23 protein-coding genes are annotated in these 24,046 nt (G+C 64.8%); 5 read left to right on the top strand and 18 right to left on the bottom strand.

Going from position 1 to position 24,046, the window contains the following annotated elements; translation table 11 throughout:
* Window positions 1-142 precede the first annotated feature (142 nt).
* The 3 genes from FJ950_RS09455 to FJ950_RS09445 are packed head-to-tail and all read right to left on the bottom strand — an operon-like array spanning window position 143 to window position 3,409.
* On the bottom strand, window positions 143-1,144 hold the full coding sequence (locus FJ950_RS09455) for a 4-hydroxyproline epimerase (RefSeq protein ID WP_015315216.1): 1,002 nt from the start codon (window positions 1,142-1,144) through the stop codon (window positions 143-145).
* 14 nt (window positions 1,145-1,158) lie between these two features.
* Window positions 1,159-2,496, bottom strand: coding sequence for an FAD-dependent oxidoreductase (locus FJ950_RS09450; RefSeq protein ID WP_181171145.1), 1,338 nt, complete (start codon window positions 2,494-2,496; stop codon window positions 1,159-1,161).
* Between the two features lie 19 nt (window positions 2,497-2,515).
* The gene (locus tag FJ950_RS09445) at window positions 2,516-3,409 is read right to left on the bottom strand and encodes a dihydrodipicolinate synthase family protein (protein WP_140616609.1); all 894 of its coding nucleotides are present in this window, start codon (window positions 3,407-3,409) and stop codon (window positions 2,516-2,518) included.
* 111 nt (window positions 3,410-3,520) lie between these two features.
* Here FJ950_RS09445 and FJ950_RS09440 point away from each other — a divergent pair, with 111 nt between their 5' ends.
* Entirely contained in the window at window positions 3,521-4,171 is a 651-nt protein-coding gene (locus FJ950_RS09440; protein WP_041163299.1) for a GntR family transcriptional regulator, read from the top strand.
* 25 nt (window positions 4,172-4,196) lie between these two features.
* Here FJ950_RS09440 and FJ950_RS09435 read toward each other — a convergent pair whose 3' ends face one another.
* Together FJ950_RS09435 and FJ950_RS09430 are read right to left on the bottom strand one after the other, a co-directional pair.
* Window positions 4,197-4,502, bottom strand: a complete 306-nt coding sequence (locus FJ950_RS09435) for a hypothetical protein (protein WP_015315212.1) — start codon at window positions 4,500-4,502, stop codon at window positions 4,197-4,199.
* Window positions 4,503-4,735: 233 nt separating this feature from the next.
* Window positions 4,736-6,232: a CoA-acylating methylmalonate-semialdehyde dehydrogenase gene (locus FJ950_RS09430; RefSeq protein ID WP_027141740.1), complete on the bottom strand. Its 1,497-nt coding sequence runs from the start codon at window positions 6,230-6,232 to the stop codon at window positions 4,736-4,738.
* 160 nt (window positions 6,233-6,392) lie between these two features.
* Here FJ950_RS09430 and FJ950_RS09425 point away from each other — a divergent pair, with 160 nt between their 5' ends.
* From FJ950_RS09425 to FJ950_RS09415, 3 genes are all read left to right on the top strand, one after another.
* Entirely contained in the window at window positions 6,393-7,274 is an 882-nt protein-coding gene (locus FJ950_RS09425; RefSeq protein ID WP_140616608.1) for a LysR family transcriptional regulator, read from the top strand.
* Window positions 7,275-7,464: 190 nt separating this feature from the next.
* Window positions 7,465-7,908 (top strand): hypothetical protein, encoded by a 444-nt coding sequence (locus tag FJ950_RS09420; protein WP_140616607.1) that lies wholly within the window; start codon window positions 7,465-7,467, stop codon window positions 7,906-7,908.
* Window positions 7,905-10,049: a phosphatidylserine/phosphatidylglycerophosphate/cardiolipin synthase family protein gene (locus tag FJ950_RS09415; protein ID WP_140616606.1), complete on the top strand. Its 2,145-nt coding sequence runs from the start codon at window positions 7,905-7,907 to the stop codon at window positions 10,047-10,049. The genes FJ950_RS09420 and FJ950_RS09415 overlap by 4 nt, the downstream gene beginning before the upstream one ends.
* 61 nt (window positions 10,050-10,110) lie before the next feature.
* Here FJ950_RS09415 and FJ950_RS09410 read toward each other — a convergent pair whose 3' ends face one another.
* The 10 genes from FJ950_RS09410 to rsfS all read right to left on the bottom strand — a co-directional run bounded on the left by FJ950_RS09410 (window position 10,111) and on the right by rsfS (window position 19,633).
* Complete coding sequence (locus FJ950_RS09410; protein WP_140616605.1) at window positions 10,111-11,367, bottom strand: D-amino acid dehydrogenase; 1,257 nt, start codon at window positions 11,365-11,367, stop codon at window positions 10,111-10,113.
* A gap of 123 nt (window positions 11,368-11,490) precedes the next feature.
* Window positions 11,491-12,033 (bottom strand): nucleoside-diphosphate kinase, encoded by a 543-nt coding sequence (locus tag FJ950_RS09405; RefSeq protein WP_140616604.1) that lies wholly within the window; start codon window positions 12,031-12,033, stop codon window positions 11,491-11,493.
* Window positions 12,034-12,047: 14 nt separating this feature from the next.
* On the bottom strand, window positions 12,048-12,470 hold the full coding sequence (gene rnk, locus FJ950_RS09400; RefSeq protein WP_140616603.1) for a nucleoside diphosphate kinase regulator: 423 nt from the start codon (window positions 12,468-12,470) through the stop codon (window positions 12,048-12,050).
* 275 nt (window positions 12,471-12,745) lie between these two features.
* Window positions 12,746-13,885, bottom strand: a complete 1,140-nt coding sequence (alr, locus tag FJ950_RS09395) for an alanine racemase (RefSeq protein WP_140616602.1) — start codon at window positions 13,883-13,885, stop codon at window positions 12,746-12,748.
* A gap of 97 nt (window positions 13,886-13,982) precedes the next feature.
* Entirely contained in the window at window positions 13,983-14,504 is a 522-nt protein-coding gene (locus tag FJ950_RS09390; RefSeq protein ID WP_140616601.1) for an RNA pyrophosphohydrolase, read from the bottom strand.
* Window positions 14,505-14,541: 37 nt separating this feature from the next.
* Entirely contained in the window at window positions 14,542-15,723 is a 1,182-nt protein-coding gene (locus FJ950_RS09385; RefSeq protein ID WP_140616600.1) for a divergent polysaccharide deacetylase family protein, read from the bottom strand.
* Window positions 15,724-15,905: 182 nt separating this feature from the next.
* Window positions 15,906-17,237, bottom strand: a complete 1,332-nt coding sequence (locus FJ950_RS09380) for a S41 family peptidase (RefSeq protein WP_015315201.1) — start codon at window positions 17,235-17,237, stop codon at window positions 15,906-15,908.
* A 1-nt stretch (window position 17,238) separates the two neighbouring features.
* A complete protein-coding gene (locus FJ950_RS09375; protein ID WP_140616599.1) occupies window positions 17,239-18,588 on the bottom strand; it encodes a murein hydrolase activator EnvC in 1,350 nt (449 codons plus the stop codon).
* A 157-nt stretch (window positions 18,589-18,745) separates the two neighbouring features.
* Window positions 18,746-19,228, bottom strand: a complete 483-nt coding sequence (gene rlmH / locus FJ950_RS09370) for a 23S rRNA (pseudouridine(1915)-N(3))-methyltransferase RlmH (RefSeq protein ID WP_140616598.1) — start codon at window positions 19,226-19,228, stop codon at window positions 18,746-18,748.
* Window positions 19,229-19,255: 27 nt separating this feature from the next.
* Complete coding sequence (gene rsfS / locus FJ950_RS09365) at window positions 19,256-19,633, bottom strand: ribosome silencing factor (protein WP_015315198.1); 378 nt, start codon at window positions 19,631-19,633, stop codon at window positions 19,256-19,258.
* 242 nt (window positions 19,634-19,875) lie between these two features.
* Here rsfS and FJ950_RS09360 point away from each other — a divergent pair, with 242 nt between their 5' ends.
* Window positions 19,876-20,727 (top strand): mechanosensitive ion channel domain-containing protein, encoded by an 852-nt coding sequence (locus FJ950_RS09360; protein ID WP_140616597.1) that lies wholly within the window; start codon window positions 19,876-19,878, stop codon window positions 20,725-20,727.
* Here the strand turns inward: FJ950_RS09360 and FJ950_RS09355 are convergent, their stop codons facing one another.
* The 3 genes from FJ950_RS09355 to FJ950_RS09345 form a co-directional block, all read right to left on the bottom strand.
* Window positions 20,728-22,026, bottom strand: a complete 1,299-nt coding sequence (locus FJ950_RS09355; protein ID WP_140616596.1) for an MFS transporter — start codon at window positions 22,024-22,026, stop codon at window positions 20,728-20,730.
* A 71-nt stretch (window positions 22,027-22,097) separates the two neighbouring features.
* Entirely contained in the window at window positions 22,098-22,730 is a 633-nt protein-coding gene (locus tag FJ950_RS09350) for a nicotinate-nucleotide adenylyltransferase (protein ID WP_246681298.1), read from the bottom strand.
* Window positions 22,731-22,757: 27 nt separating this feature from the next.
* Window positions 22,758-24,044 carry a glutamate-5-semialdehyde dehydrogenase gene (locus FJ950_RS09345; protein WP_140616595.1) on the bottom strand — a complete coding sequence of 429 codons (1,287 nt, stop codon included), beginning with the start codon at window positions 24,042-24,044 and terminating at the stop codon, window positions 22,758-22,760.
* Between the last annotated feature and the right edge of the window lie 2 nt (window positions 24,045-24,046).

Genomic DNA, 24,046 nt, shown 5'->3' with positions numbered 1-24,046 from the left:
ACGCAATGTCTTTGACGATTGAGCCGCATCATGCGCTCCGTTTCGAAGAAATCACCGTCAAAATTAGGTGATGAGAGGAATCGTTGCATTCCTGACACGGTTCGTTTTTCGTCACACTCCTTTCCGCAGGGTCAGGATTCTCCTACTTGACCACGAAACCATGTGCGAACGGATCGCGGTCGTCGATGAAGATCGTGTTCAGTCCAGTCATGCGGGCCCAGCCGCCGATCGAAGGGATGATGGCCGGCTTGCCGGCGACGGTGACGTCCTTTTCAACCTTGCCCTTGAACAGCGAGCCGATGATCGATTCATGGACGAACGCATCCCCCGCCTTGAGCTTGCCCTTGGCATGGAGTTGCGCCATGCGTGCCGAGGTGCCGGTGCCGCAGGGCGAGCGATCGATCGCCTTGTCGCCGTAGAAGACGGCATTGCGGGCATCGGCCCCCTCGACCGTCGGCTTGCCGGTCCACAGCATGTGCGACAACCCGGTGATCCCGGGATTCTCCGGATGCACGAAGGAATACTTCTCGTTGAGCCGCTGCCGCACCACCGGGCTCCAGGCGATGAGGTCGCCGGCGGAATAGTCGGCCATATCGCGATAGTTCGCCTGCGGCTCCACGATGGCGTAGAAATTGCCGCCATAGGCGACATCGACGGTGATCTCGCCGAGCCCCGGACATTCTACCGCCAGTCCTTCGGCATAAAGGAAGGACGGCACGTTGGTGATGCGCACCTCCTCGACATACTCGCCGACCTGCTTGTACTCGGCGATGACCAGCCCGGCCGGCGTGTCGAGCCGCAGCACACCCGGCGTCTTCGGCTTGATCAGCCCGTGTTCGATCGCCATAGTCACCGTACCGATAGTGCCGTGGCCGCACATCGGCAGGCAGCCGGACGTCTCGATGAACAGGATGGCGATGTCGCAATCCTCGCGCGTCGGCGGGTAGAGGATCGAGCCTGACATCACGTCATGGCCGCGCGGTTCGAACATCAGGCCTGTGCGGATCCAGTCGTATTCGGCCAGGAAATGCGCCCGTCGCTCCATCATCGTCGAGCCCTGCAGCAGCGGCCCGCCGCCGGCGACCAGCCGCACCGGGTTGCCGCAGGTGTGGCCGTCGATGCAGAAGAAGGATTTCTTGGCCATGTCGCTCCTCGAGATCAAAACCGTTGTGGACTGAAGGGGGCCAGATCAACGGACGAAGTCTGCCCCAGAACGAATTCCCTGATCAACCGCCCGGTTGCCGCGGCCTGCGTCAGGCCGAGATGGCCGTGGCCGAAGGCGTAGATCACCGACTGGCTTCGCGCCGCCTTGCCGACGATGGGCACCGAATCCGGCAGCGAGGGCCGGAACCCCATCCATTCGCGCCCGCCCGAGGGATCGAGCCCCGGCAGGAATTCCCGCGCTTTCCGCAAGAGCGCTTTCGACCTGTTGAAATTGGGCGGCCGCTCGATGCCGCCGAGTTCCACGGCACCGCCGACACGCAGGCCGGTTTCGAGCGGGGTGATGACGAAGCCATGGCCGGAAAAGATCAACTGTCGCCTCACGTCGAAGGCGCTCGTCGGCAGCGTCGTGTTGTAGCCGCGTTCGGTCTCCAGCGGAATGCGATCGCCGAGTTGCCGCGCCAGCAGATGCGACCAGGCGCCCGCGGCAATGACTATGTGACTGGCTTGCCTCGTCGTGCCGTCGGCCAACGTCAGTGTCGCACCATCCTGATCCGCCGCGACGCGGTCGATGCGGGCCATCTCGAAGCGGGCGCCCTTGGACTGCGCGTACGCCCACACCGCCTTGCCGAGCAGTTTTGGATCGGCGACGGTCTTCCATCCAGGCACGAAAGTGCCCTTGACGAAGCGCGGTGACAGCCCCGGCTGCAGGTCCGCTAGGTTCTCGCCCTCGACATGGCGGAAGCCGATGCCGAAGCGCTCGCGCGCCGCCCAGCCCGACAGCGAGGCGCGGAACTCGGCCTCGCCTTCGTAGAGTTCGAGCGAACCGTCCTCGCGCAGCATCGGCCGGGTGCCGGAACGATCGAGCAGATCCATCCATTCGGCCTCGGCAAGCTTCATCATGCCGGCCTGCGCCGTCAGGCTCGCCTCATATTTTCCAGGCGCGCCGGCGCGCCAGAACCGGATCAGCCAGGGTAGCAGCTTCGGCAGATAGGCGGGCGGAATGCTGAGCGGGCCGAGTGGATCAGCGAGCCATTTTGGCAGCTGCCGGATCATGCCCTTGTGCGCCAGCGGCAGCACGTCGGAGAAGGCAAAGGCGGCCGCGTTGCCGGAGCTCGTCTCCTCGCAGATGCCCGTGCGGTCGAAGAGCGTGACGTCCAGTCCCGCCTCGGCAAGGAAGGCAGCCGCGCAAATGCCGATGATGCCGCCACCGACGATGGCGATGTCTCTCCCTTCTCCCCGTTCACGGGGAGAAGGTGCCCGCAGGGCGGATGAGGAGCGCCGCCCCTTATCTGTCGATTTGGACTTTCCTTGCACCTGGGCGCTGCCTCTCATCTGGCTGTCGCCACCCTCTTTAGAACTGCGGCAGTGTCGGCCGCGCCGCCAGCGCATCCTTGATGATCTTCTCGACAGCCTTGCGGCGTTCGCCCGACAGCGGCATGCGCGGCATGCGCACGCGGTCATTGGTGTTGATTGCGAACACTTCGGCAAGCTTGATGTTCTGCACCAGATAGGTCGAGACATCGAGGTCGAGCAGCGGCCGGAACCAGCGGTAGATGGCGAGCGCCTCTTCGCGGCGCCCCTGCTTCATCAGCTGGTAGATGGCGACGGTCTCGCGCGGGAAAGCGGTGACCAGACCGGCCACCCAGCCGATGGCACCCACGGACAGCGCCTCGAAGGCCAGATTGTCAACGCCGGTGAACAGGTCGTAGCGGCTGCCCAGGCGGTTGATGATCTCGGTCGAGCGACGGATGTCGTCGGAGGATTCCTTGATGGCGACGAAGCGCTTGTCCGACGCCAGCTCCTCCATCTGGTCGACGCTGACATCGACGCGGTAGGCGAGCCGGTTGGAATAGATCATGACCGGCAAGTCGCCGGCTTCCGCCACCGCGCGCAGCGCCGCCACCGTCTCTTCCGCGTTGGTGTGGTAGATCGGGCTCGGCACCACCATCAGGCCATCGGCGCCTTCGTTGGCGGCGCGCTTGGCGATACTGGCGGCCTCGCGGGTGCCGGCCTCGTTGACCGTCAGCAGCACCGGCTTCTTGCCAGCGATCTTCTGCGCGGTCTTCAGCACCTCGATCTTCTCGTCAGGCGACAGCATCGGTCCCTCGCCCAGCGAGCCGCAGACGATGATGCCATCGCAGCCGGCATCCATTTGCAGGCCGAAGCAGCGCTCCATCTCGGCGTGATCGAGCCGGTCGTCGGCGGTGAATTTGGTCGTGACGGCGGGGAAAACTCCGGTCCACATAGCTATCTCTCCATCTGATATATCAGCCGTATATCTGTTAGGAAAGCTGCTGTCAATGCGGAATCTGTTATGATATATTCTAGATATATCAGGAGAGAGCCTTTGATATCCATGGAAGCAAGCATCGTGTCGGAGCCCGCGGCGACCAAGGCCTATCGCGTCCTCGAAAACATGATCGTCACGCTCGAACTGGCCCCGGCGAGTTTTGTCACCGAGGGGTCCCTGATCGAGCGGCTGGCGCTCGGCCGCACGCCGGTGCGCGAGGCGATCCAGCGGCTGGCCTGGGAGGGATTGCTAGACGTCAGGCCCCGCGCCGGCATCGCGATCGCGCCACTGCACCCCGGCGACTGGCTGCGTGTGCTCGACGCAAGGCGCGGCGTCGAGGTGGTGCTCGCCCGTTCGGCCGCACGCTTCGTCACCCGCGAGGCCGCCGACCTGTTCCACGAGGCGGCGCTCGCCATGCAGAAAGCAGTGATATCAGGCAATGTGCTCGCCTTCATCCAGGCCGACAAGGCGCTCGACGAGGCGCTGGCGCTGGCCGCCGACAACCCGTTCGCCGCCCGGCTGGCCGCCCCCCTGCAGACCCACAGCCGCCGCTTCTGGTTCCGCTACAAGGCCGACACCGGGCTGGCGGAATCCGCCGAGCACCATGTTGCATTGATCCGCTCGATCCTGGACGGCGATGAGGAAGGCGCCGCCAAGGACGCCAAGAAACTGATGGCACTGCTGCGCGGCCATGCCGAGGTCGCCGCCACGCGCTAGTTGCAAGAGCGCGAAGGCAAATCGCTCAGGCGCCCGGCAAGGCCGCCTTGAGTGTCGGGCTGTCCCAGCCTTCGCCAACCGACAGGATACAACTCTGGCCTTTCGTGTCGGAAGCCAGGACCGTCCAGCTGCCTTGTTCCGAAACGAAGACCTCGAGGACCACATTGGGGTTGATCAGGCCGCGCCCGGCTTCGCTTTCGTGGAAGTTCTCGCCGAGCGCCTTCACGATATCGGCGCGTGGCGCGCATTGCCCAGCTGCATTTGCCTGAGCAGCGCACGAGCACATCGCCATCGCCGCAACGAACATTGTCGCCGTAAGACGTCGTGTCATTTGACACCTCCTTGCGCCGGACGATGCAATGCCACCGGCCCGCCGTCGGCGCCCTGGTTGTCTGCCGCGCCTCCTCCACGGCAGGATTGCAGCCCTAAGTCGCGCAATCCCCCACCGGTTCCATCACATTAGCGTTTGCAAAAACAAAAGGCCTAAGTCCGGGGACTTAGGCCTCAGTTCAATCGATCTTCTCATCCGCCTGCAGCGAGGAAGACCAGATAAAAAGCGTCCGGTCAATTCATCGTCGGGATAACGAACTCGGCGCCGTCCTTGATGCCGGACGGCCAGCGCGAGGTAACCGTCTTGGTCTTGGTGTAGAAGCGGAACGCGTCCGGGCCATGCTGGTTGAGGTCGCCGAAGGAAGACGCCTTCCAGCCGCCGAAAGTGTAATAGGCGATCGGCACCGGGATCGGTACGTTGACGCCGACCATGCCGACTTGGACACGACTGGCGAAGTCGCGCGCGGCGTCGCCATCGCGGGTGAAGATGGCGACGCCATTGCCCATCTCATGATCGTTGGCGAGCTTGATGGCGTTCTCATAGGTCGGCGCGCGCACCACCGAGAGCACCGGCCCAAAGATCTCTTCCTTGTAGATGCGCATATCGGCCGTGACATTGTCGAAAAGGCAACCGCCCATATAGTAGCCGTCCTCATAGCCCTGCATCTTGAAGCCGCGGCCGTCGACGACAAGCTTGGCGCCTTCCTTGACACCGGTGTCGACGTAGCCTTTGACGCGCTCCAGCGCCTGGGCGGTAACCAGCGGGCCGAAATCCGCTGCCGAATCCGTCGAGGGACCGACCTTCAGGCTTTCGACGCGCGGGATCAACTTTTCCATCAGCCGGTTGGCGGTGTCGTTGCCGACAGGAACGGCCACCGAGATAGCCATGCAGCGCTCGCCGGCCGAGCCGTAGCCGGCGCCGATCAGTGCGTCGACGGTCTGGTCCATGTCGGCGTCGGGCATGATGATCATGTGGTTCTTGGCGCCGCCGAAGCACTGCACGCGCTTGCCGGCCGCCGTGCCGCGCGAATAGATGTAGTGCGCGATCGGCGTCGAGCCGACAAAACCGATGGCCTTGATGTCGGGATCGTCGAGGATGGCGTCGACGACATCCTTGTCGCCGTTGACGACATTGAGGATGCCGGCCGGCAGACCGGCCTCGATGAACAGTTCGGCAATGCGCATCGGCACGCCCGGATCACGCTCCGAAGGCTTCAGGATGAAGGCGTTGCCGCAGGCGATCGCCGGCGCGATCTTCCACAGCGGGATCATCGCCGGGAAATTGAACGGCGTGATGCCGGCGACGACGCCGAGCGGCTGGCGCATCGAATAGACATCGATGCCGGGGCCGGCGCCGTCGGTGAACTCGCCCTTCATCATGTGCGGAGCGCCGATGCAGACCTCGACCACTTCCAGGCCGCGCTGGATGTCGCCCTTGGCGTCGGCGATGGTCTTGCCATGTTCGCGCGCAAGGATCTCGGCCAGTTCGTCATAGTCGCGGGCGACCAGCTCGAGGAACTTCATCAGCACGCGCACGCGGCGCTGCGGATTGGTCGCGGCCCATTTGGGCTGTGCGGCCTTGGCGTTCTCGACCGCGGCGCGCAATTCCGCCTGCGAGGCCAGTGCCACCGTGCCGCGCACAGTGCCGTCCATCGGCTGCATGACGTCCTGCTTGCGGCCGCTGGTGCCGGCGACACGCTTGCCGCCGATGAAATGACCGTAGTCGATCATGATTTCTCTCCCTGGGTTGTGAAGTCGCATTGTCTGCCTTTGGCCGGCCGATGGCAACGCGAGGGAGAACGCAACCGTTGTGCGTAGAATAGATATCGATTGACGCGTGAGCATCAATTCTCGCAAAATACTCGCCCGAGATCGCCATCAGGGGAACGCCATGAACTGGGATGACGTCCGCATCTTTCTCGCCGTGGCGCGGGCCGGCCAGATCCTTGGCGCCGCCAGGCGGCTGGAGTTGAACCACGCCACCGTCTCGCGCCGCATCGCGGCCCTTGAAGACGCGTTACGCACGAAACTCTTCCGCCGGCTGACCACCGGCAGCGAACTGACCCCGGCCGGCGAGCGCTTCCTGGACATCGCCGAGCGTATGGAAGGCGACATGATCGCCGCCCGCTCGACCATATCGGGCGAAGGCGACGATGTTTCCGGAACCGTGCGCATCGGCGCGCCCGACGGCTTCGGCGTCGCTTTCCTGGCCAAGCGGCTGGGCGAACTCACCGCCCAGCACCGCGAACTCACCATCCAGCTCGTTCCGGTGCCGCGCTCCTTCTCCCTGTCGCGACGCGAGGCCGACATTGCCATAACCGTCGAGCGGCCGACCGAAGGCCGGCTGGTGGCGGGAAAACTGGTCGACTACTCGCTCAGGTTGTTTGCCTCCCGCGGCTATGTAGACGCGCATGGCCTGCCCAAAACCGCCGCCGAGCTTGGCCAGCACACCCTCATCGGCTATGTGCCTGACCTGATCGTCAGCCCGTCGCTCGACTACGCCGCCGAATTCAGCGCCGATTGGCGGACCAGCTTTGCCATCTCCTCCGCACTCGGCCAGGCCGAAGCGGTGCGCTCGGGCGCCGGCATCGGCACCCTGCACACCTTCGTCGCCCGCTCGATGCCGGAGTTGGTGGCTGTCGATGTGGTCGCGCCCATCCGCCGCGCCTACTGGCTGGTCTATCACGAATCGGTGAGGCCGCTGCGCCGCGTCCAGATCGTCGCCGGCTTCATCACCAAGGCGGTGGAACGGGAGCGGGGGCTGTTTACCTGATTTGCCCCCAAATGCCTGCAGGTTTCGCGCCCTTCAGGCAGGGTGCCGACATCACAATAACGCGGGGCCTGGATCACGCACGGCGCCTTTTCCTTGCCACAAAACCGACCAGTGTGGCATCAGGCGTGCGGTCGCCGGCCATGGGACAGCTCGGGTGGGGAAATCTTTCAGAAAGCTGGCGCGGATAGACATGCGAGCCGTTCTTGCCATCCTGCCGCTGCTGTTCGTCTCCGCATGCGCCAACCCATGGACAAAAGTTCCGGAAGCCGAATTGCCGAAACCGATCCGCTACGCCATGGCGCGTCCCTCGCCTTTCGTCATCGGCAATTACTGCGGTCCCGGCACCCGCACCGGCGATCTGTCGGCCCGGCCTGTCGATCGCCTCGACGCCGTTTGCCGAACCCATGATGCCTGCTACATCGCCCGCCGCAACCATTGCGACTGCGACGGCGCCCTTGTCGCCTCGGCGAGGGCGATCCGCGATGACATGACGGCGCCCCGCAAGATGCGCGGCGAGGCGGACCTGCTAATCGCCACCTTCGCCACCCCTGTCTGCAAGGTTTTCCCGCAAGGTTTCATGCCGCCCCGCGACCCGGCGCAGTTGAGCGTCATGAAGGCCGGGGCGATGGGGTGAACATCCGCACGGCCATCGTCGCCCTGTTCGGGCTGGCCGCCCTTGCCGGCTGCGGTGCGGGCCGCAATGCCTGCGAACTATCGGCCGGGCAGGAGGCTTGCGCACGGCCCTCGCTGTCGGCTGGCACGCCCGGGTCGCGGGTCGCGGCTGAGCAGTTCTTCGGCAATGACGGCGGCAGCGACTATGAAAGACGGTTCCTGGCACTGCTCGCCCACCACCAGCTCGGCGCCATGGACCGCGCCAACGGCACGGGCCCCTTCGGGCGCAACCGCCTCGATGTCCAGAACCGCGATTTCCAGGCGACCTATTCGACGCTCCAGCACCTGGCCGGACCAGTCGCCAACGCTCATCTGCGACCGACCGGTGGGGGCAGCGGCGACGGTTATTTCGACGGCCGCTGGCGGGTGTCGCGGCAGACGCTCTATATCGATGCGGCAGCGCGGCCCTCGGCCCCCAGGATTTTCGATTTCTCCGGCTTGCAGGCACGCAGCACCGAAATCGTCGTACGCCAGGCGGGCAAACAGCCGGCCGACATCGAAGGCAGTTGCGACGGCGCATTGGCGCTCCGCGCTGGCGGAGCCTCACGCACCATCGCCGCCGGCGCGGCATTCGGCTTTCACCTCTCCGGCGGGGACGACACGGTCAGCCTGTTCCCGGGCGACGGCCTGAACCGGTGCACGGCGAGGATCCGCTCCAGCCTTGCGCCCACCGGTACACCGCTCACCATCCGGCGTGAAGAAACCGCGGATCCGGCGCTTGCCAGCTTGGACAGCCGCTACCAGCGCTGCCCAGTCCCCGGCGATGCAGGCCTCGATGCGCTCGAGCGCGCCTTCTATGCCAGCCGCTGGCTGTCGCAGACCTGCGCCATGCCGATCGGCGAGCCCAGGCTGCTGCGCAAGTCGCGCGACGGCTTCAACGCCAAGGTCGAGGCGCTGATGGGCGCGCCGCTGTCCAATGCGGCAATAGACAAGGGCGATCCGGAACTGCCGCTCGATTTCTCGAAGGCGCCAAGGCTGAAGCTGATCTATCTGTCCTCGCTGGAATTCAAGGCCGACTTTTCCGGGCGCGTCATCGAACGGCTGATCCGCCATCATGCAGCGCTTGGCACCAAGGTGCGCATCATGGTCACCGACGTGCTGGAGCGCGAAAAGGACGACGCCATGCTGCACCGGCTGGCCGCCGAATTCCCCAATGTGGAGCTGCAGGAATATCGCTGGCGGGTGGACCACGGCGCGCCGATCGACGAGCAGATTTCACAACTGCACAAGGTCCATCATGTCAAGATGCTGGCCACGCTGGCGCAGGACCCCGCGCGCTCGCGCGTCATCATCGGCGGCCGCAACATCCATGACGGTTTCCTGTTCCACCAGCCGATCGATCTGTCGCGCTATCCGGACCTCGAGCAATACGGCAAGACCGACGGGTTTTCGCTGAATTACTACTCGAACTGGAGCGACTTCGACATCGAGTTCGCCGACCGGGCGACGGTCGAGACGCTCGCCGCGCAGCTGTCGACGATATGGCTGCGCGACGCCGACACCAACCTGGCGCGCCCCTTCTCCATCCCGGTCCGCGGAGATGGCCCCCGGGGCAATGCCCGGCATTTCATCTCGATGCCCTATGAGGATGACCATGCGCTGGAGGCCTATTTCGTCGAACTGGTCGATGCCGCCCGGCACCATATCCAGATCGTCAACCCCTACCTCAATCTGACGCCGAGCCTCGCCAAGGCTTTTGACCGGGCGCTCGCCCGCGGCGTCAGGATCGATATCGTCGGCCGCATCGACCTCAAGGGCGATATCGGGGGCAGGTTTCTCACCGCGCTCAACAAGCTGTTCGTCGAGAAATATGGCGACCGTATCGATATCCGCGAGTTCAAGGCGCCTGACGTGGTGCTGCATTCCAAAATCATGATGATCGATGAAAGGCTGGTTGCCATCTCCTCGGTCAACCTCAACAACCGCAGCTTCTTCCACGATTCGGAGAACGGCATGATGGTGCTCGACCCCGCCTTCTACGCCAGGATGAAGCCGGTCTATGACGACTATCTCGCCCACTCGAACCCGGTCGCCACCAATGTGACGATCCCGTGGGCCTACCGGCTGCTGTTCGACGAGGCGTGGGTCAGGCAGGCGTTCTGATATCGCCCCCGGTACCGGGGCAACGATATAAGCAAAGAAAAAAGCGCGAGACGCGCGGCTGCTATTTCAGGTAACGCTCCTGCGCCAAGGCACGCACGTCGATGTCGGGCACCCGGTTGGAGATGATGTCGGCCAGAACCTTGGCCGAGCCGCAGGCCATGGTCCAGCCGAGCGTGCCATGGCCGGTGTTGAGATAGAGGTTGGACAGCTCCGTGCGGCCGATCAGCGGCGGTCCGTCCGGCGTCATCGGCCGCAGCCCGCACCAGAACGTCGCCTCACGCATCGCGCCGGCGCCGGGAAACAGGTCGCCGACCGAGTGTTCGAGCGTGCGCCGACGCGATTCATGCAGCCTGAGGTCGAAGCCGGAAATCTCGGCCGTGCCGCCGACGCGGATGCGATCGCCGAGCCGGGTGATCGCGACCTTGTAGGTTTCGTCCATCACCGTCGACACCGGTGCGGCGGCGGCGTCCTTGATCGGCACCGTGATCGAATAGCCCTTGACCGGATAGACCGGGATCGGTCGCTTCATCCGGCGCATGAAACCAGCCGAATAGCTGCCCAGCGCCATCACATAGGCGTCGGCGGTCAGCCAGCCCTTGCTGGTGCTCATATTGTTGACGCGGTTGCGGCTGCGGATGACGCGCCATATCGTCGTGTCGTATTCGAACTTCACGCCGCGCGCCACGCAGAGCTCGGCCAGCCTGTCGGTGAACATCTTGCAGTCGCCGGTCTCGTCGCCCGGCAGTCTCAGGCCGCCGACAAATTTTTCACGCACCCCGGCCAGCGCTGGTTCCGCCGTGATGCAGCCGTCGGGATCAAGGACCTCATAGGGCACGCCATATTTCTTCAGCACCTCGACATCGCCTGATGTGCCGTCGAGCTGCTTTTGCGTGCGAAACAGCTGCAGCGTGCCCTGCGTCCGCTCGTCATAGGCGATGCCGGTCGCCTCGCGCAGCGCCTTCAGCGTGTCGCGGCTGTATTCCGCCAGCGGCACCATGCGCGATTTGTTGATCGCGTAGCGCTCGGCGGTGCAGTTGCGCAGCATCTTGACCAGCCACGTCCACATGTGCGGATCGAAGGCCGGCCGCACCACCAGCGGACCATGCTTCATCAAGAGCCACTTGATCGCCTTGAGCGGGATGCCGGGGCCGGCCCAGGGCGAGGCATAGCCGGGCGAAATCTCGCCGGCATTGGCAAAGCTGGTTTCCAGCCCCGGCCCTTTCTGGCGGTCGATCACCGTCACCTCGTGGCCGGCCTCGGCGAGATAATAGGCCGTGGTCACCCCGATCACGCCACTGCCCAGCACCATGATTTTCATCATTCACTCCTTGCCGCGCCGAGCGTCCTCAGGACGCCCGTGGACGCGGCCGTATTTTTCGATTTGCGCATGATCCCGAGCGAAAATCGATGTCGATCTTCGAGACCACGCGCTGTTGCCCATTCACGCCGCCGAGGGACCGGGGTCGTCGTCTTCTGTCTGCCGCATTCCGGCCGTCTCGCCAAGAGGCCTCCAATCGGCTGCGGCACTGTAGACGAGCCTGAGCCCGTGCGGTCGCTGCGCGTCAGCCTGGTGTTTCTGCCTGACCGTGCGCCGGGCAGCCTCCGGCTGGTAGAGCACGGCCCGGATCAGGATCCACTCCCGCCGGCCGTCGGCGTGTTCGACCATTGCAGTCTGGCCTTGCGCCATGCCAAGCATGCAGAGCCCGCGCCTCGTTGCGACCGACAGGCTGGAGCCGACCGGCCCGCGCACCTCGTGCTGCACCAGGGTTCGCGTCTCCGCGGGACCGGTATCGACGCCGAACACCACCCTGCTGTTCAGCGTGACGATGTCGGGGCCGACCGAATCGATCGGCACGACATCGGCGCATGAAAGCTTGTGTTCGAGCATGCGCACGATCGGATCCGCGAATGCCCGCCGGCGCTCCAGCATGACTTCGAGAACGGCAAAGTCCTTCGTCGTCAGGCAGCAATCCGTGCTCGTCATCACCGCCTCCGCCTTCAAGCTCGTTGCGGGCCGGAAGCCGGCGTATCGACGGCTTCGACGGTCACGGATAGTTCCCGACCACCACGACCGTTCCAGCAAACCGCCTGCCCAACGCTCGCGCCGATGAGCGCGGTTCCCATCGGCGTCAGCACCGAGATCCGATTCTTGGCTATGTCGGCCTCGCCCGGGTAGACCAGCATGATGCGCTGGATGTCCCCGCTTTCGCCACGCACCATAACCGTCGAACCCATTCGCACCACACCGGCCGGCATCGCCGCCGCGTTCGTGACGACGGCCCGGTCCATTTCCGAAAGCAGCTCCTCGGCCGTCTCGGGCGCGCGATCGAGCAACGCCCTCGCCAGGCCGGTCAGCCTGTCATGGTCGGCTTCGCTGATCAGAATATGGCTGTTTGGACGCAGTTCTTTTGCATGTTGCATGGCAAACCTCATGGATCGGCGCATCGAACGGATGCGCGCCTGCCGCCGCACTGGCGGCGGCGTGATGAAAGGCCGGCAGCCGCGAAGGGCTGTTCGGCTTGATGGCGATTGTGGATGTATGGATGCCCCGGTACGGACGGACGCCGGAAGGCGGCCGCGCCGGGGCTACGATCCCGCGATCGGGCAGACCCTGAACAAGGTTGTGCTATAAGCGAGGTTGCTCATGCGCCGAACCTTGCCGACAGGCGTCCGCTTGTCAAGCGCGGCCAAACCGCTCAGCCGCCGACATAGCGCCGGTGAAACCGCGTTCCGAAGCTGGCCAGGATTTCGTAGCCGATCGTGCCGGCATGGCCGGCGGCGTCGTCGACGCTTTGCGAAGGGCCGAGCAGTTCGACGAGATCCCCTTCGCGAAGCTTGCCGGGCGGCAGGGCCGAGATGTCGAGAATGATCGAATCCATCGACACGCGTCCCAGGAAGGGCAGGCGCGCGCCCTCGAACCAGGCGGCCGACGCGGACCTGCGCAGCCAGCCATCCGCGTAGCCGAACGAGATCGTCGCCAGGCTGAGCGGCCCTTCCGCATGGTAGATGTGACCATAGCCGATCCCGGCGCCCTTTTCGACGCTGCGCGTCTGCGCCACCTTGGCCTGCAGCCGCACCACGGGCAGCATCGGGTTGGGTTCGGCAGGCGTCGGATTGATGCCGTAGAGCGCGGCGCCAGGGCGGGCGAGATCATAATGGTAGGAGGGTCCCAGAAAAATGCCGGAGGAATTGGCGAGCGAGGCGGGTGCCCCGGGCAGCATGGCACGCAATCGCTCGAAGGCCCGCCGCTGCTGTTCGTTGGCGGGATGTTGCGGCTCGTCGGCGCAGGCCAGGTGGCTCATTACATACCTGATGGCGATGCCATCGAACGCGGCGGTGTCGCCGGCCATGGCCTCGACTTCGGGCGGCGCCATGCCAAGTCGCGACATGCCGCTGTCGACCTGGATCGCGGCCGGAAGTTTTTGGCCAACGCGATGGGCCGCCGCGCGCCAGGCTCTCAACTGTGCGCCACTGTTGATGACCGCGCCGAGACCAGACGCGACCGCTTCCCCCTCGGAGCCTGGCGGCAGACCGTTCAGCACATAGATCTCGGGTCCGGCCCCGATCGCCTTGCGCAAGGCGACTCCTTCGGCCAGCAGAGCGACGAAGAAGATGTCGCAGCTTTCTTTCATCAGCGCCGATGCCACTTGGCTCGCACCCAGACCGTAGCCGTCGGCCTTGACCACGCCCGCGCAGCGCACGCCGCCCAGCCGCGCCTTCAGTCGCCGGTAATTTTCACGGATCGCGCCAAGATCGATGGTGAGGATAGCCCCGGCAGCAGCCTCGCTCGGGGCGTCGGCTTCCTCGGGCAGTGATCTTTTGGGGGCGTCGTACATGGCGGCCCTTCTTGTGACGGACAGACATCAAATCAATAAGGCGGTCGAACCGGCGCGGCAACCGTGGGCGTTTGAACCGCGGCCGGAGCCCGTCCAGCTATGGCACAAGGTGACGGAACGCCCCCACCACCTCTTCATAGACCTTGCGCTTGAACGGCACGATCAGGTCGGGCAGGTCTTGCATCGGCTGCCATGACCATTTGTCGAATTCGGCTGTGTGGCCGCCCGGCGGCGGATTGATCTGGATCTCGGTGGCATCGCCATGGAAGCGGAAGGCGTACCATTTCTGCGTCTGGCCGCGATACCGCCCCTTGAAGGCGATACCGACCAGATGGTCCGGCAGGTCATAGTTGATCCAGTCCGGCGCTTCTGCCAACAGCGAGACGCTGCGCATGCCGGTCTCCTCGTAGAGCTCGCGCTCGGCGGCCTGCAACGGCTCCTCGCCCTTGTCGATGCCGCCTTGCGGCATCTGCCAGAGCTGCGTCGTGCCGGCGAACTCGCTGTCGGGTTCGGCAATGCGATGCCCGACCCAGACCAGCCCCTCGCCATTGAGGATCATCAGGCCGACACAGGGTCGGTAGGGCAGCGTTTCGCGGTCGACTTTTTTTGTCTGCGGCATCACTCAGTCTCTCCAGTCGCCTTTCCGAAGGCCTTGGCTAACCCTTTTGCGGATCGACGGCCACCGCTGAAATCGGCACGATCTCGATGCCGCGCTTCTTGGCCTCGGCCACCCATGACGACACCGTGTCGACCGTCAGGTCGAAAGCCGAGCCGATGCCGACGGCCGTGCCTTTGGCACGCGCGGTCGCTTCGAGACTGTCGAGCTTCTTCAGGATGGCGCCGCGATCCTGCACCGCGTCGATCGCCGTGTCGCCGGCGACAAAAGGCACGCCGTCCCTCAGCGCCATGTCCGGCGCCAGGCTGCGCGCCGACGAGCCGTCGTCGATATAGGCGAGGCCCCTTTTGCCAAGTTCGGCCATGAACGGCTCCATCGCTGCGGAGTCGGCGGAAAACCGCGCGCCCATATAGTTCATGACACCGGTATAGTTCGTCGTCCGCGACAGCGCCCAGTGCAGGTTCTTCAGGTTTTCTTCCGCGCTCGCCGCCACCGTCAGCGTGTTGCGGCCGGGGTTGACCTTGGGATAGTCGAACGGCTCGAGCGGCACCTGCATGACGACCTCGTGGCCGCTCTGCCTTGCGGCCTGCATCCAGCGGCCGATGCTGTTGCCCTGTGGCGCGAAGGCCAGCGTCACTTCCGCCGGCAGCTTGGCGATCGCCGCCTGGGTGCCAGTCTGTGAAACCGCGAGCCCGCCGATGATGATCGCCACACGCGCGCCACGCGTGCCGGACCATGGCCGCGCATAGACGTCGAACGGTCGCCTTCCGTCGGCGGAGCGCATCGGCAAGGGCCCGGTTTCACTGGTTTCGATCAGCGCCTTGTCGGGAATATGCGCGATCTTGAGGTTCTGGCCGACGGTCGATGGATCGCGAATGACGATTGCCGCCTTTGGCGGGCCATCGCCTTCTTCGGTCTGCACATGAATGATCTGCGGACCGCCCGTCTTGGCCGGCATCTCCACCTTTGGCGTCGCCGCCGGGGCCAATGCGGGAGGCGACGCGGCGGGCTCGGCCGCCGCGGTCACTTTCGGCGTCGAGACGGCGACTTCCTGCGGCTTTCGAAACGGCTTTTCCCTGAACGCGATCGCGGCCGAGAGGCCGACCACGGCAAGCACGATCGCGCTCGCCGCGATCACACCGACGCTGATCTTGCCGGCGCCGCGAGGCGCCCGGACGGCCTGTCCAAGCGGGCGTTCGATGTCCTTGCCGATATCAGCCAAGCCCTATCCCCGATGCACGGTTCCGAAGGCGACCTCCTTCGGCAACACATGCACGAATTCATCAATCCTGGCGCCTGGGCGCCATATCTGGAGGCCTGGTCCTGCCCCCCGAATCAAACTGCCGGAACCTTTCGGTCCCGGCAGCATCGCATTGCTTCGTTCAACCGGCCAGACCGGTTGCCTTACTGGTTGAGCACGGCCTTTTCCGGATTGGGCGGGAAGGCCGGATCGGTCTTCTGGCCGCGCAGCAGCTGCTCGGCATAGATGAGCTGCAGGTCGTCCTTCGGATCCGGTGGCACATAGGCCGCGGAGCCCGAGCCGGTCTTGCTCTCGTCGGCGCCCTTGATATGGCCCTTGAGATCGGATTCGCCGCGCGTCAGGTCCCTGCCCTGCAGTTCGGGCGGCAGGGGCTGGTCGACCTTGATGTCGGGCGTGATGCCCTTGCCCTGGATCGATTTCCCCGATGGCGTGTAATAGAGCGCCGTCGTCAGCCTGAGCGCGCCATTCTCGCCGAGCGGGATGATGGTCTGGACCGAGCCCTTGCCGAAGGACTGCGTGCCGACCACCGTGACGCGGCGCAGGTCCTGCAGCGCGCCGGCGACGATTTCCGAAGCGCTGGCCGAGCCGCCATTGACGAGCACGATCATCGGCTTGCCGTTGATGTCGTCGGTCTGCTTGGGCTTGGCGTCGAAGCGGGTGACGTCCTTTGGATCGCGTCCGCGCGTCGAGACGATCTCGCCGCGCTTGAGGAAGGCGTCCGACACGCTCACCGCCTGGTCGAGCAGGCCGCCCGGATTGAGGCGCAGGTCGAGCACATAGCCCTTCAGCTTGTCGTCCGGCACCTGCTTCTTGATGGTCTCGATAGCGTTCTCGAGGTCGTCATAGGTCTTTTCGGTAAAGGAGGTGATCTTCATGTAGCCGATATCGTTCTCGACACGGAACTTGACCGCCTTGACCTTGATGATGTCGCGCACCACCGTCAGCTCGATCGGCTTGTCGGCGCCCTGGCGCAGGATGGTCAGCTTGATCGGCGTGTTGACCAGGCCGCGCATCTTGTCGACCGCGTCGTTGAGCGTCAGGCCGCGAACCTCCTCGCCGTCGATCTTGGCGATATAGTCGCCGGCCAGCACGCCAGCCTTGGCGGCCGGCGTATCGTCGATCGGCGTGATCACCTTGACCAGGTCGTTCTCCATGGTGACCTCGATGCCGAGGCCGCCGAACTCGCCCTTGGTCTGCACGCGCATGTCCTGCGCCTGTTCGGCGTTCATGTAGGAGGAGTGCGGGTCGAGCGAGGAAAGCATGCCGTTAATGGCGTTCTCGACCAGCGACTTGTCGTCGGGCGGGGTCACATACTGCGCCCGCACCCGCTCGAAGATGTCGCCGAAGATCGCCAGTTGCTTGTAGGTCTCCGATCCCGCAGCGTTCGCCGCCGAGCCGGGTGCGCCATAGACAAGGCTCATGGCGGACGCGCCCATCAACGCACCGGCAAACAGAAGCGACAGTTTCCGCATCATTTCACGTCCTTCCAGAAAAACGGTCCGCCCACCATGGGGCCGGATCGACGGGTTTTCCATCCTTGCGGAACTCGACATAGAGCTCCGGCGTGGCATTTCCATTCTTCGAAACCGAGGTGCTTGCCACCCGGGCTTCTCCCATCGCGCCGACCGGCTCTCCTGCAAGCACCGACTGGCCAGTCGCGACGCTGATTCTGCTCATCCCAGCCAAGACGACATGATAGCCGTCGCCGGCATTGAGGATCAAGAGTTGACCGTAGGAGCGAAACGGCCCCGCATAAAGCACATTCCCATCCGCCGGCGCGGTAACGATGGCTCCCGATTGTGTCGCAACCATGTCCCCAAGCATCAAGGCGCCGTTACCGTCGTCGGCGCCGAACCTGAGTTTGATGCGGCCGGTGACCGGCAGGGCGACCTGTCCTTGCAGTGCCGAGAAAGGCGCCGCGGCGGTCAACCTGTTGCCTTCGGGAACCGGCAGCGATGCTGTCTGGTCGCCACCGGGGTCGGTGCCGCCGGCCTGGCCGGCGGCGGCTGCCTTTGCGGCATCCGCCGCCTTGCGGTTCTTGTCTGCCTGCGCTTCGAGCGAGGCGATCAGATCCTTCAGGCTGCTGGCTCTGGCCGCCAATTGCTCGGAACGCTGCTGTTCGGCCGCCATCTGCGCCTTGGTGTCGGTCTCGAGCTTCTGCTTGGCTTCGAGCAGCATGCCGAGCCGCTTCTTCTCCGCCGTCTGATCGCCGACCGCCGCCGTCAGCCGCGCCCGTTCGGCCTCGATCGAAGCCGTCACCCGGGTCTGCTCCTTGAGATCGGCCAGCAGGCTGTCGGTCTGCTGGCGCAATTCAGGCACCACGGCGCCGAGCAGGATGGCGCTGCGCACCGACGACAGCGCATCTTCCGGCTTGACCAGGATCGCCGGCGGCGGGTTGAGCCCCATGCGCTGCAGGGCGCCCAGCACTTCGGCCAGCACATCGCGCCGCGCCGCCAGCGAAGTACGGATCTTCTGTTGCTGGCCCTTCAGCCCTTCCAGCTTGGCGCCGATGTCCTCGATGTCCTGGCCGAGCTTCTGCTCGGTCATCGCCGACTGGATGAGTGCCGCGGTGATCGAGGCGTGGTCCTTCTTGACCGCGGCGATGTCGGCGGCGAGCTTGGCCAGCCGTTCGGACGACAGCGTTATTTCCTTCGAAACCTGCTCGTATTCGGCACGGCTCTGGTCCGGATCGGGCGCCATGTCGAGCGTGTTTTCGGCCCGCACCGCATGCAGCGACAGAACCGCCGCCGCCGCGGCGATACCGCAGCGCACGCGCCAGGAGCCCCCCGTCGATGGGCCCGTCGTCGATTTCCAGCCTTCAGACATTCGCGATCGATTCTATCCGCGCCTTCGTTAACGAATCATCAACCATGTTAGCGCCTGTCGCCCAAAGGGTTCGCAATAACGCAATGCAACGGAAAAACAGGCCCACGTCGAATCTTGCGCGGCAGGTGGGGCCAAATTCGGTGCGATCCGGCGGCTTTCAGGACCTGTGGTAGGGATGACCCGACAGGATCGTCGCCACCCTGTAGAGTTGTTCACCCAGCATCACCCGCACCAGCTGATGCGGCCAGGTGAGCGCCCCGAACGACATCACCAGCTCGGCCTGGCCGCGCAGCGACGGATCGTGGCCGTCGGCGCCACCAATGGCGAGGACCAGCGCCTTGCGTCCGCCGTCGCGCAACTGTCCCAGACGGCCGGCGAAATCCTGTGAAGACAGGCTCTTGCCTCGCTCGTCGAGCAGGATGAGGGCCGTGCCTGGCTGCAGCTGTGCCTGCAGCCGCGAACCCTCGTCGCGCTGGCGCTCGGCGGCGCTCTGCGCGCGGCCCTCGACGATCTCGGTGATTCCGGCGAATTCGAGCCCCACGCCGGGTCCGCTCTTGGCGAACCGCTCGAAATAGCGGTCGGCCAACTCCCGCTCGGGGCCGGCTTTCATTCGGCCCACGGCATGAACTGAAATCTTCATCCTCCCTCTATAAGCCCCGCGAAGGGCTTAGTGGAGGGTCTCTTCCTCGAGATCCGGCGCCTGCCACATCTTTTCGAGATTGTAGAATTCGCGGACTTCGGGGCGGAAGACATGGACGATGATATCGCCAGAATCGATCAGGACCCAGTCGGCGCCTGACAGTCCCTCGACGCGCGCGGTGCCGAGACCGGCATCCTTGAGCGCCTTGAGAAGATGGTCGGCGACAGCCGCGACATGACGGTGCGATCGGCCCGACGCAACGACCATGTAGTCGCCGAGGCTCGATTTCCCCTGAATGTCGATTGAGACAATGTTTTCGGCCTTGGAGTCTTCCAGACTGGCAAGGACTGTCTTGATGGCACGGGACACGGCGTCGTCTACGCTGATCCTGGCCGGCGAAGGCACTATGTCGGCCTTCTTCCGCAGTGCTGTTCTCAGTGTATTTCCTTTCGCAGCAAGAACAACCAAATCACCCCTTGAAGCAGGTGACACCACTTAGATAGGCAGAGTTCCGTTGCAGTTTCAAGACGGAGCCCCGATGGACGCGAACTCGCCGAGTGGAATGTTGTTCCACGGGTGACGCAAAAACATCGGAACCCAGGCTTTCCACAGCGGTTACCGGCTGACCGACCAACCGGAATCCCGCCATGCCGATCGACCCGCAAAACACCCTTCTCACCGTCCAGACCGGCCTCGCGCAGCTGAGTACGCTGATCGTCTCCTATTCCTTTTCCGCCATCGGCGCCGTCATCCTCCTGGTGGTCGGCTACATCGTTGCCAACCTTGCCGAGCGCACGATCTCGGCTGGCCTCGGCCATATCCATGGTTTCGACGCGACGCTGCGGCATTTCTTTTCAAAGATCGGGCGCTACGCCATTCTGATCCTCGTCGTCATCATGGTGCTCGGCCAGTTCGGCGTGCAGACTGCATCGATCATCGCCGCGATCGGCGCCATCGGCCTCGCCATCGGTCTCGCCCTGCAAGGCACGCTGCAGAACATCGCCGCAGGCATCATGCTGCTCGCGTTGCGGCCATTCCGCATTGGCGAATCCGTTGAGGTCGGTTCCATTGCCGGTTCGGTCGAGGAAATCGGCCTTTTCGCCACCAAGCTCAGGACCGCCGACGGCATCTACATATTGGCACCGAATTCGACGCTTTGGAATCAGCCGGTGCGCAATTTCACCCGCAACGGCGTGCGCCGCACCGACATCACGCTCAGCATCGGCTCCTGGAACGACATAGACGGCGCCCAGAAGACATTGCTTGCCATTGCCGGTGCCGAGAAGCGCATCCGCCGCGAACCGGCGCCGATCGCCTTCGTGGCCGGGCTCGGCGATACGACCGTTTCGCTCACCTTGCGCTACTGGACCGCGGCGGCGGACCATTTCGCCACCCAGATCGACATGACGAAACGCGCCAAGCAGGTCTTCGACAGCGAAGGCATCTCGATCCCGCAGCCGCCTCCGGAAGCATCGCCACCCGAGGCCCGCAAGCAGTAATCAGTCGCCCCTGTGGCGGACCACTTCGTCCGGCGCGAAGGCGAGTTCGACCGGCAAGGGTGCTTGCGCCGACATCGGCGCGAAACTGCCCGTGGCGGCCGCCGGGACGCGGCCCGCCGCGATCACCCGCCACAGCACGAAAAGGCAGAATACCGAGGCGATGACGATGCCGACATAGATGAAGGTTGCCGTGCCGAAGACGGCGGAAAGCGCCGTGACGATGCCCGGCACGATGAAGCCGGCGAGCGACCAGGCAAACAGCATCGAGCTCGACAGCGCCAGCAGTTCATCCTTCCTGGCGCGGTCGGCGGCATGCGCGCTGGAGAGCGCGTAGATCGATTCCGCCGCCCCGTCCCAGATCAGGTAGATCACCACCAGCGCCATCAGCGCACCGCCGTCGAAGGCGATGGCGAGCACGCTGGCAACGACCGCCAGCGCCGCGGCGCCGGCAAGCACGTAGCGCCGATCAGTACGGTCGGAGAGCCAGCCGAGCGGTATCTGCAGGATCAGCGTGCCGACCGGCATTGCCGACAGCAGCAGCGCGACATCGGCCTGGCTGTAGCCCTTGGCCGTCGCGTGGATGGGCGCGAAGCCGGAAATGATCATCGACAGGCCGCCGACCGCCAGCATGCCCGCGACGCCGACCGGCGAAATCCGCCAGGCTTGGCGCAGAGCCACCGAAGCCGCCTGCGGCGCCGGCGGCTGGGCAAGGCGTGTCATGCCGACAGGCAGGATCGACAGAGCGGTAAAGGCGATGCCGATCAGCGACGCGGCGGCCGTGTGGATGTCGATCACGGCAAGCGTCGCATAGCCGACCCCAAGACCGGCAATGTAGGCGACATAGAACACGGCCATCACCCGGCCCCGTACCGCGTTCGGCAGCGCGTCGTTGAGCCAGCTTTGCGCGACGATGAACAGGCCGCATATGGCAAAGCCGTAAAGCGCGCGCGCCACGATCCACAGCAGCGGGTGCGGTCCGGCGCCGATGGCGGCATTGGACAGCGCGATCAGCGCCGACAGCACCATGAAGGCGCGGGCGTGGCCGACCCGGCGCACCAGCGGACCGGTCAGGATACAGCCGGCGAGGCCGCCGGCCGACAGGCCGGTGACGATCAGCCCTGCCCAGACCGGATCGAACCCTTCGACGCCGAGCCGGACGGGGATATAGGCGAACATCAGCCCGTTGCCGATGGCAATCAGCGCCATCGACACGATGACACTGGCAATCGCGATCAGCGGCGCAGGCGTGCTGCCCTGGTCGGGATCGATCGTGGGATGGGTTTTCTTGTGAATCGCCATGGCTGATCAGCATCGCCCATGGATCAGGCGAACGCCGCTGTAAAAACGACATGGCCGGATGGACGAGACGCTCAACCCTTCGCCATTTTCCGGATCGCGCTCGACGACAGCGAGGAACGCGGACCGTGGATGAAGGTCCAGGCCGGCGCCTTCATCCGCGCAAGCCTTGGCGCGTCGCCTTCGTCGATGCGAGCATAATCGAAGGTCTTGGCGACAACCGACGACAGAAAGGACAGCGTCGCGCCCGGGCGGTCGATGACCGCTATCGGAAAGGTCATGACGATCTCGCGCCAGCGCTGCCAGCGATGGAAGTCCCGCAGGGAATCGGCGCCCATGATCCAGACGAAGTCGACGCCGGGATTGCGCGCCTTGACCAGCGCCAGCGTGTCGGCGGTGTAGCGCACATTGTGTGCCGCCTCGAAGGCGCTGACCTTGATCTTCGGGTTCTTGGCGATCTTCTCGGAAAGCACGATGCGCTCGCCCAGGGGCGCCAGCTCGCGCGTGCTCTTCAGCGGATTGCCTGGGGTCACCATCCACCAAAGCTGGTCCAGCGCCAGACGCCGCAAAGCGATTTCGGCGACCAATGCGTGGCCGGCATGCGGCGGGTTGAACGAACCGCCGAACAGTCCGACGGCCAGCCCCTTCTCGGCATGCGGCATCTTCAGATAGCTGGAGGGTATCGCCGGTTCGGAAGAGGCCAGCATCGCTTCAGGCTCTGGCGACGAAGAGCTTCAAGGCCTCACCTGGCCCGACCCGCGCACGCGATATTTGAAGGAGGTCAACTGCTCGACGCCGACCGGTCCGCGTGCGTGCATCTTGCCGGTGGCGATGCCGATTTCGGCACCCATGCCGAACTCGCCGCCATCGGCGAACTGCGTCGAGGCGTTGTGCAGCAGGATCGCCGAATCGATCTCGTTGAAGAACCGTTCGACCGCCTTCGCGTTCTCGGCGACGATCGCCTCGGTGTGGTGCGAGGAGAAAGTCTCGATATGCTCGATTGCGCCATCGACGCCGTCAACCAGCTTCACCGCGATGACGGCGTCCAGATATTCGGTCACCCAGTCGGCATCGGTCGCTGGCTTGGCGTCGAAGAACATTTTCATCACTTCTTGATCGGCATGGATCTCGCAGCCGGCGGCGCGCAGCGCGTCGAGGATCGGCACCAGATGGGTGGCGGCGACCGCACGGTCGACCAGCAGCGTTTCGGCGGCACCGCAGACGCCGGTGCGCCGCATCTTGGCGTTGACGGCGATCCGCACCGCCATGTCGAGCTCGGCGGAGCGGTCGATATAAAGATGGCAGATGCCTTCGAGATGGGCGAAGACCGGCACCCGCGCCTCGCTCTGCACCCGCCCGACCAGGCTTTTGCCGCCGCGCGGGATGATGACGTCCAGATTGCCGCCAAGCCCCTTGAGCATCTCGCCGACCGCGGCGCGGTCGGTGGTCGGCACCAGCTGGATGGCATCCCCGGGCAGACCGGCCGCCTTCAGTCCCTCGACCAGGCAGGCATGGATCGCCGAGGAGGAATTGAGCGAATCCGAGCCGCCGCGCAAGATGACCGGATTGCCGGCCTTGAGGCAGAGAGCGCCGGCATCCGCCGTCACGTTCGGTCGGCTTTCATAGATGACGCCGACGACACCGAGCGGCGTACGCACGCGCTCTATGTGCAGACCGTTCGGCCGCTCCCACGCGGCGATGACATCACCGACTGGATCGGGCAGGGCAGCGATTTCGCGAATACCGTCCGCCATGGCGCGGATGCGTGCCGGATCGAGCTTCAGCCGATCCATGAAAGAGCCGGAAAGCCCGGATTCGTGGCCATTCGAAACATCGATGGCGTTGGCGTCGAGAATGTCCCGCTCACGGGAAATGATCGCGTCGGCCATGGCGACAAGCGCGCCGTTTTTGGCGGCGGCGGTGGCGATGGCCAGCGGTCGGGCGGCAGCGCGGGCGCGTCGCCCGATATCGGCCATCAGCGCCACGGTGTCGTCCCCGGATTTTTCATGCAGCTTCAGCATGG

Origin of the sequence: Mesorhizobium sp. B2-3-14 (assembly GCF_006442175.1) — a bacterium.
In the GTDB taxonomy this organism is placed as follows: domain Bacteria; phylum Pseudomonadota; class Alphaproteobacteria; order Rhizobiales; family Rhizobiaceae; genus Mesorhizobium; species Mesorhizobium australicum.
The sequence above is the reverse complement of the archived record's forward strand: the minus strand, read 5'-3'. Positions and strand labels throughout refer to the sequence as shown.